Origin of the sequence: Burkholderia sp. KCJ3K979, from assembly GCF_016759955.1 — a bacterium.
In the GTDB taxonomy this organism is placed as follows: domain Bacteria; phylum Pseudomonadota; class Gammaproteobacteria; order Burkholderiales; family Burkholderiaceae; genus Burkholderia; species Burkholderia orbicola.
The window spans coordinates 1-8,038 of the sequence record NZ_JACFYV010000269.1; the positions used below are offsets into that span (position 1 = coordinate 1).

Genomic DNA, 8,038 nt, shown 5'->3' on the forward strand with positions numbered 1-8,038 from the left:
CCGAGTTGCCGGCGCGTCAGGTAGGCGCCTTGGCGCCGCCAGCTGACGGCGCCGCCGACGATCACCGAGAACGCGGGCCGCACCGCATTCGCCACGCGCGGAATCACCCAGCCGCCCTGCGAGAAACCGAGCAGGCCGATCTTGTGCATGGGCTCGGCGGCGGCGCGCACGCGCGCCATCGCGGCGACCGTTTCGTTCGCGCGGTCCTGCATCGATTGCGCGAGCCAGTCGCCGCTGCTGCGGCCGGTGCCCTGCTTGTCCCAAGCGAACACGCCGATGCCGGCGTCGAGCAGGCTGTTGACGAGCGGCAGCATCGCGTCGTCCGAGAAGCGCGTGCGCGGCCCGTCGCCGTGGACGAGCAGCGCGATCGGCGCGTCGGGTGCGTGCGCCGGCAGCGCGAGCGTGCCGACGAGGTCGGCGTCGCCCGCGTGGAACGTCAGTGTCGATACGTTCGCGCCCTTCAGCTCGAAATCGGACAGGCCGCGCAGCGCAAGCGCGCCCGCCGCGACGCAGCCGAACAGGACGAGTGCGATACCGGCGATGACGATGCGTTTCATTGGTCCTCTGATCGTTTGTGTGAGCGGATGCCGCGGGCGACACATGCATGCGCACGCTGCCTTGACGCTCCCGACGTCTCGCGTAGATAATAGATCGACTAATCAGTCTAATAAATATTTGAGCCATCGTCGAGCACGGAGTTCCCGTTGAGAAAGATCGATCCTGAAAGAGTGGAAGCGAAGCGGCGTCAGATCCTCGATGCCGCGATCGACTGTTTTGCGCGCGACGGCTTCCATGCGACGTCCACAGCCTCGATCTGCAAGGCGGCCGGGATGAGCCCGGGCAACCTGTTTCACTATTTCCCGACCAAGGCGGCGATCATCGAGGCGATCGCGCAGGACGACCAGCGCGAGATGGCCGAGCTGTTCGCGAAGCATGCGGACGCCGACGATGCGCTGGCCGCGATCGAGGAGATCGCGCTGACGTTGATGGAACTGTCGAGCGATCCCGTCTATGCGCGCATCTGCGTCGAGACCGCGGCGGAGGCGACGCGCAATCCGGACGTCGCCGCGTTGTTCGCGGCGAACGAGGCGCAGGTGAAAGGGCGGATGGTCGCGCTGATCAAGCGTGGTGTCGCGCAAGGGCGGATCGACGGAAGCCTGAAGCCGGATCTCGTCGCGACCTGGCTGCTCGCGCTGGCGGAAGGGGCGGTCGGGCGCGTCGTGTTCGAGCCGGGGTTCAAGCCGCGCGCGCATCGCGCGATGCTGCGGACGATCATTCAGCGGATGTTGAAGCCGCAGTGACGGAAGGGCGCGGCCCGCGCCCGAGCGCGGCACACCGCCCGCCGGGGCAGTGCCCGGCCGGCAGGCATCGGCACATCTTCCGCCGGGGCTGCAAAAAAGTGCTTGACTATCTATCTATGAGTAGATAAAGTTCGATCCATGGAAACGAAACCGACCGTCCGCGAACAGATTCTCGACCACGCGATCACGCTGATGATGCAGCGCGGTTACAACGGCTTCAGCTATCGAGACCTGTCCGACCTGGTGGGCGTGAAGACGTCGAGCATCCACTACTACTTCCCGTCGAAGGACGATCTCGTGCTGGAAGCGGTGGCGGCGTACAGCGACGAAGTCCTCGCGGCCATGCGGACGATCGATCCGGCGTTGCCGGCCGACGTGAAGCTGAGCCTGTACACGAAGATGTTCGGCCGCACGCTCGGCGACGGCAACCTGATCTGCCTGTGCGGGATGCTCGCGGCCGACATCGAAACGCTGCCGGAGAACGTGCGGCAGGCCGTGCAGGCGTTCTTCACGGCCAACGAGCGCTGGCTCGCGGAATTGCTGAAGCAAGGCGTGAAGGAAGGCACGCTGCAGTTCAGCGGCGAGCCCGAAACCGCGGCGCGCACGTTGTATGCGGCGTTTCAGGGCAGTGTGCTGGCCAGCCGGTTGTTTCACACGCGGGCGCGTCTCGAGGATGTCGAGGCCGTCTGGAAAACGCGGTCCTGACGGACGGCGCAAGGAGTCGGGCGGTTCGCCGCCTTTTATTGGATCTCGTTATCTATCATGTAGTAGATAGATGATTGGCGCAGGTGGGGTGTCCGCCTGCATTTTTTGGGGATGTTTGTCTATCTATGAGTAGATAAATTGATGCGAGGCCGGCGGAGCAGCCGCCGGCACGCGGTCCCCGGTTCGAAGGCTGTTTCATTCATTTGCTGAAAAAGGAGTCTGTCATGTCGATCGAAAAAGTGCTGTACCGCGCCCATGCAAAAGCCACCGGCGGCCGTGACGGCCGTGCGACGGTGCCCGAAAGCGGCCTGGACCTGAAGCTGACCACGCCGCGCGAACTCGGCGGCGCGGGCGGTGCGGGCGCGAACCCCGAGCAACTGTTCGCCGCCGGCTACAGCGCGTGCTTCATCGGCGCGATGAAGTTCGTCGCGGCGCGCGACAAGATCGCGATCCCCGCGGACGCCGCGATCGAAGGCAGCGTCGGCATCGGCGCGATCCCGAACGGCTTCGGCATCGAAGTCGAACTGAAGATCTCGCTGCCGGGCCTCGATCGCGACATCGCGCAAACGCTGATCGACCGTGCGCACATCGTCTGCCCGTACTCGAATGCGACGCGCGGCAACATCGACGTCACGCTCACGCTCGTCTGATCAATCGCGCTGCAAACCATTCATCGCCATTCAAAGACCTGACCAAGGAGTTGCACCATGAAGATCGTCAAGCCGCTGTTGATCGCTGCCGCCGTGGCAGCCGCACTGTCCACCGCACCTGCCGCGTTCGCCGCGGGCGCTGACACCGTCGGTCCCGATGCGAAGACGAGCGCGTTTCTCGCCGCACTGAACGGCCAGAAGGGCCCGGGCCTCGAAACGCTGAGCCCCGCGAAGGCGCGCCAGGTGCTGGTCGACGCGCAGAACGGCGTGAAGGTCGATCTGTCGGGCATCGACGTGTCGAACCGCACGATCGAGCAGGACGGCCTGTCGGTGCCGGTCACGATCGTGCGTCCGCAAGGCGTGACGGGCGCGCTGCCGGTATTCGTGTTCATTCACGGCGGCGGCTGGGTGCTCGGCGATTTCCCGACGCATGAGCGGCTCGTGCGCGATCTCGTCGTGCAGTCGGGCGCCGTCGCGGTGTTCGTGAACTACACGCCGTCGCCGGAAGCGCGTTACCCGGTCGCGATCAACCAGGCGTATGCGACGACGAAGTGGGTGGCCGCGCACGGCGCGGAGATCGGCGTCGACGGTAGCCGCCTCGCGGTGGTGGGCAACAGCGTCGGCGGCAACATGTCGGCCGTCGTCGCACTGATGGCGAAGGACAAGGGCGGCCCCGCGATCCGCTTCCAGGGGCTGATGTGGCCGGTGACGGACCACAACTTCAACACGGGTTCGTACAACGCGTATCAGCAGGGGCATTTCCTGACGCGGCCGATGATGAAGTGGTTCTGGGACGCCTATACGAAGAACGAAGCGCAACGCAACGAGATCTACGCGTCGCCGCTGCGGGCGAGCGTCGCGCAGTTGAAGGGGCTGCCGCCCGCGCTGATCCAGGTCGCGCAGTTCGACGTGCTGCGTGACGAAGGCGAAGCGTACGGCCGCAAACTCGACGCGGCGGGCGTGGACGCGACGACCACGCGCTACGACGGCACGATTCACGATTTCGGCCTGCTGAATGCGCTGGCCGACGATGCGCCGACGAAGGCCGCGACGAAGGCGATGGCCAACGAAATCGCGACGCGGCTGAAGTAACGCGATCGGCGGTCGTTCGACCCTGAACGGCAGGACGGCGGGCATGTGCCCGCCGTTTTTGCGTGAGGGCGTTTGGTTCCGGCCCGGCAGCGGGTCAGGGCGAAACGGTTGAATGGCGATCGCGCCCGCCCGCCGTCATTGTTGGTACGATCGCGCGTATCGTCCACGCCGGCGTCGCATGCCGCCGGCTCATCAGCCGCGCGGCTGCCCGTTCGCGCGGCCACGTTCGGGAGAAGCGGTTCATGTTGCAGGCATTCGCGGTCTTGCTGATCTTCCAGTGTCTCGGGGAAGGCGTGTCCTATCTGTTCGGCCTGCCGGTGCCGGGCCCCGTGATCGGCATGCTGCTGCTGTTCGGCTTCGTGATGCTGCGCCCGCAGGTCGCCGATGCGATCGAGCCGACCGCGCTCGAGCTGCTGCGTCACCTGTCGCTGCTGTTCGTGCCGGCCGGCGTCGGCATCATGGTGTCGGCCGACCGCGTGCGCGGCGACGCGGTCGCGGTCGTCGTCGCGCTGGCCGTCAGCACGACGCTCGCGATCGCGGTGACGGCGCTCGTCACGCGCGCGCTGCTGCGGCGCCAGCGCCGCGCGGGCGGCACCGCGGAGGGCGCGCAATGACGGCGTTCCCGAAGCTCGGCGCGATCTGGGTCTATCTCGCCGCGAGCCCGCTGCTGGGCCTGACCATCACGCTGGTCGCGTATCTGTTCGCGCAGGCCGTCTATGCGCGGGCGCGTTTCAATCCGCTGGCGAATCCGGTGCTGATCGCGGTCGCGGTGATCGTCGTGCTGCTGACGCTCACGCATACGCCGTATCCCACGTATTTCGAAGGCGCGCAGTTCGTCCACTTCCTGCTCGGCCCGGCGACCGTCGCGCTCGCGCTGCCGCTGTACCGCCAGTGGTCGAAGCTGCGGCGCACCGCGTTGCCGCTGCTCGTCGGCCTGCTCGCGGGTTCGCTGACCGCGATCGTGTCGGCGGTCGGTATCGCCGCGCTGTTCGGGGCGTCCCATCAGACGATCGCGTCGCTCGCGCCGAAATCGGCGACGACGCCGATCGCGATGGCCGTCGCCGCGGAGATCGGCGGCATTCCGTCGCTCACGGCCGTGCTCGTGATCTCGACCGGGATCTTCGGCGCGGTATGCGCGCGCGGGATTCTCAATCTGCTGCGGATCGACGAGCCGGCCGTGCGCGGTTTCGCGCTCGGCGTCGCGTCGCACGGGATCGGCACCGCTCGCGCGTTCCAGGTCAGCGAGGAAGCCGGCGCGTTCGCCGGGCTCGGGATGGGGCTGAACGGCGTGCTGACGGCGTTCGTCGTGCCGATCCTGCTGCCGGTGCTGTCGCGCTGGATCTGAGCGCCGGCCCACGCCGCCCGGGTATCGGTTTCCCTGATGGCAGGGCGACAGGCCGAAAGGACGGCGCCCCCGGCTCGCATGTATCGGTGACGTTATCAGGACAATTCAGGAACGCACACGGACATTTGCGCGGCGATCGGCTAACGTTGCATCGGTGCCGTTGTCGCAGGCCGTCGCGTGCGCGCCGGTGTCCGACCCACACTCAACAATCGACAAGGAGATCGGTCATGAAGCAGTCTCGCGTGGTTTCGGTGGCAGTAGCAGTAGCGGCGTCGTTCGGTCTGTCGTTGACCGCCGTGCCGGCGGCATACGCGCAGGACCCGGCGTCCGCGCCGGCGCAGAAGCAGCTCGACAAGGCGCAGAAGAAGGCGGCGCGCAAGGCGGCCCGCGCGCGGCACGCGTCGGACCTGAAGGCGATCGGCACCGGCAGCGGCTACCGGTTGACCGGCGACCAGAGCAACTATCCGCAGAACGCCGTGCAGAAGGCGCCCGCGACGAAGGCGGCGCCGGCCGCGCCGGCGTCGGGGCAGTAACGGTCGAAAGCGTTGCACGGCACGAACGGCGCCGGTTCAACCGGCGCCGTTCGTTCATGTGCGGAACTGCACAGCTGCGGGGCAGCGAGGGGCGAGGCCGTCGCGTTACGACGCGAGCTTGCTCGCGAGTTCCGCGACGTGCTTGCCCTGGTAGCGCGCGATGTCGAGCTCGTTCGCGCTCGGCTGGCGGCTGCCGTCCGCGCCGGCGAGCGTGGTCGCGCCATACGGCGTGCCGCCGGTGATTTCGCTCATGTTGACGAGCCCGCTGCACGCATACGGCACGCCCACGATCACCATCCCGTGGTGCAGCAGCGTCGTGTGGAACGACGTGATCGTCGTTTCCTGGCCGCCGTGCTGCGTGCCGGTCGACGCGAACACGCTGCCGATCTTGCCGACGAGCGCGCCTTTCATCCACAGGCCGCCGGTCTGGTCGAGGAACGTGCGCATCTGGCCGGCCATGTTGCCGAAGCGGGTCGGCGTGCCGAAGATGATCGCATCGTAGTCGGCGAGTTCGTCCACCGTGGCGACCGGTGCGGCCTGGTCGACCTTCACGCCGATCGCGCGGGCCTGGTCGACGGGGATCGTTTCCGGCACGCGCTTGAGCGTGACCTCGACGCCGGGCACCGATTTCGCGCCCTCCACGATGTGCTGCGCCATCGTTTCGACGTGCCCGTAGGACGAGTAGTAAAGAACGAGAACCTTGGCCATGTTGCGAATCTCCGATTAAAAGGGCCCCGCGTTTCCGCGGGGCCCGGTTTCCCGAACGGGCGTCACGCCCATTCGGCCGTCACTTCGACCGGACGCAGGTCGAACACCAGCACTTCGGCATCCTTGCCGTCGGCGATCGTCAGCGCCTGTTCGCCGCGGATGCGCGCGCCGTCGCCTTCGCCGAGCGTCACGCCGTTGACCGTCACGCTGCCGCGTGCCACGTGGACGTAAGCAAAACGGCTCGGATCAAGTTCCAGCGTAGTGCTTTCGTCGCCGTCGAACAGGCCCGCGTAAATCCGGGTGTCCTGCCGGATCTTCAGCGAACCGGCATCGCCGTTCGGCGACACGACGAGCGCGAGCTTGCCGCGCTTGTCGTCGGCCGCGACATTGGTCTGCTGATAACGCGGCTCGGCACCCTTTTCGGCCGGCCCGACCCAGATCTGCAGGAAGTGGACCGGCGTGTCCTGCGAGTGGTTGAACTCGCTGTGGCGCACGCCCGTGCCCGCGCTCATCAACTGCACGTCGCCCGGCACGATCACCGAACCGGTGCCCATCGAGTCCTTGTGTTCGAGCGCGCCGTCGAGCACGTACGACAGGATTTCCATGTCGCGGTGCGGGTGCGTGCCGAAGCCGCGGCCCGGGGCGACCCGGTCGTCGTTGATCACGAGCAGGTCGGAGAAGCCGACTTGCTTCGGATCGTAGTAATTCGCGAACGAAAACGTATGACGGGAGCTGAGCCAGCCATGCTCCGCACGGCCACGTTGGTTTGCTGCACGGATATCGATCATGATTTTTTGTCCTTGAAGTCGCCGGACCTCGGAAGTGAGGCCGGCCGTTCGTTGAGATGAATCTTAGGTCAATCTATTTGACAAATAAATCGCTGTAGAGATAATGACTGTCGCCATGGAGTGGACAATATGGAAATCAACGACCTGAGGATCTTCGTCGCGACCGTGGACGCCGGCAGCTTCACGGCGGCGGCCGATCAGCTGATGCTGTCCAAGCAGTTCGTCAGCCGGCGCACGATGGCGCTGGAGGCGTCGCTCGGTGTCCGGCTGCTGCACCGGAATACCCGCAATCTGGCGGTGACCGAATCGGGGCAGGAGTTCTACGTGCGCGCGCAGCGCATCCTCGCGGAGATCGCCGACGCCGAGCAGGCGATGTCGGTACGCAGCACCGAGCTGCATGGCTCGCTGAAGATCAGCGCGCCGCTGTCGTTCGGGATCACGCACGTGTCGCCGCTGATCGCCGAATTCCTGTCCGCGCACCCGGCCGTGCGGCTGAACCTCGACCTGACCGACCGGCGCGTCGACCTGATCGGCGAGGGCTTCGACCTCGTGCTGCGGATCGGCTCGCTCGAGGATTCCACGTTGATCGCGCGTCCGCTCGGCGCGTGGCGGATGATCGCGTGCGCGAGCCCCGCCTACCTGAAGCGGCACGGCACGCCGCAGACGCCGGCCGATCTCGCCGGCCACACCTGTGTGCTGTACGGGCGCGAGCGGCGGGTCGGCTGGGAGTTCCGCGTCGACGGTGCGGTGCGGACGTTCGACGTGCAGGGGCCGCTCGTCGCGAACAACGGCGAAGTGGTGCGCGACGCCGCGATCGCGGGGCTCGGCATTGCGCTGCTGCCGGCGTTTTCTCGCGTGGCTCAACGCGCCGCCGGCCGAACCGTTGCTGATCCGGGCCGGGCTCGCGCATCTGTGG

Annotated in this window: 11 protein-coding genes; 8 read left to right on the plus strand and 3 right to left on the minus strand. The window is 66.8% G+C overall.

Features of this window, described 5'->3' with window-relative positions; all coding sequences use genetic code 11:
- Positions 1 to 557: alpha/beta hydrolase family protein (locus tag H3O04_RS31910; RefSeq protein ID WP_202589215.1), on the minus strand; the 557-nt coding region annotated here is incomplete at its 3' end.
- A gap of 147 nt (positions 558 to 704) precedes the next feature.
- Between H3O04_RS31910 and H3O04_RS31915 the strand changes: the two genes are divergently transcribed.
- The 7 genes from H3O04_RS31915 (at position 705) to H3O04_RS31945 (ending at position 5,626) form a co-directional block, all read left to right on the plus strand.
- On the plus strand, positions 705 to 1,301 hold the full coding sequence (locus H3O04_RS31915; protein ID WP_006481040.1) for a TetR/AcrR family transcriptional regulator: 597 nt from the start codon (positions 705 to 707) through the stop codon (positions 1,299 to 1,301).
- 138 nt (positions 1,302 to 1,439) lie between these two features.
- The gene (locus H3O04_RS31920; RefSeq protein WP_006481041.1) at positions 1,440 to 2,006 is read left to right on the plus strand and encodes a TetR/AcrR family transcriptional regulator; all 567 of its coding nucleotides are present in this window, start codon (positions 1,440 to 1,442) and stop codon (positions 2,004 to 2,006) included.
- Between the two features lie 224 nt (positions 2,007 to 2,230).
- Complete coding sequence (locus H3O04_RS31925) at positions 2,231 to 2,656, plus strand: organic hydroperoxide resistance protein (RefSeq protein WP_011549313.1); 426 nt, start codon at positions 2,231 to 2,233, stop codon at positions 2,654 to 2,656.
- A gap of 57 nt (positions 2,657 to 2,713) precedes the next feature.
- Positions 2,714 to 3,748 carry an alpha/beta hydrolase gene (locus H3O04_RS31930; protein WP_124591820.1) on the plus strand — a complete coding sequence of 345 codons (1,035 nt, stop codon included), beginning with the start codon at positions 2,714 to 2,716 and terminating at the stop codon, positions 3,746 to 3,748.
- A 242-nt stretch (positions 3,749 to 3,990) separates the two neighbouring features.
- A complete protein-coding gene (locus H3O04_RS31935; protein ID WP_011549311.1) occupies positions 3,991 to 4,362 on the plus strand; it encodes a CidA/LrgA family protein in 372 nt (123 codons plus the stop codon).
- Positions 4,359 to 5,093 carry an LrgB family protein gene (locus H3O04_RS31940; RefSeq protein ID WP_006490940.1) on the plus strand — a complete coding sequence of 245 codons (735 nt, stop codon included), beginning with the start codon at positions 4,359 to 4,361 and terminating at the stop codon, positions 5,091 to 5,093. The genes H3O04_RS31935 and H3O04_RS31940 overlap by 4 nt, the downstream gene beginning before the upstream one ends.
- A gap of 227 nt (positions 5,094 to 5,320) precedes the next feature.
- A complete protein-coding gene (locus H3O04_RS31945; protein WP_034175426.1) occupies positions 5,321 to 5,626 on the plus strand; it encodes a hypothetical protein in 306 nt (101 codons plus the stop codon).
- A gap of 105 nt (positions 5,627 to 5,731) precedes the next feature.
- On the opposite strand, the gene wrbA is transcribed toward H3O04_RS31945, so the two are convergent.
- Positions 5,732 to 6,334 carry an NAD(P)H:quinone oxidoreductase gene (gene wrbA, locus H3O04_RS31950; RefSeq protein WP_006481047.1) on the minus strand — a complete coding sequence of 201 codons (603 nt, stop codon included), beginning with the start codon at positions 6,332 to 6,334 and terminating at the stop codon, positions 5,732 to 5,734.
- A gap of 62 nt (positions 6,335 to 6,396) precedes the next feature.
- A complete protein-coding gene (locus tag H3O04_RS31955; RefSeq protein ID WP_011549308.1) occupies positions 6,397 to 7,122 on the minus strand; it encodes a pirin family protein in 726 nt (241 codons plus the stop codon).
- 129 nt (positions 7,123 to 7,251) lie between these two features.
- Between H3O04_RS31955 and H3O04_RS31960 the strand changes: the two genes are divergently transcribed.
- A partial coding sequence (locus H3O04_RS31960; RefSeq protein ID WP_237666512.1) for a LysR family transcriptional regulator occupies positions 7,252 to 8,038 on the plus strand: 787 nt, incomplete at its 3' end.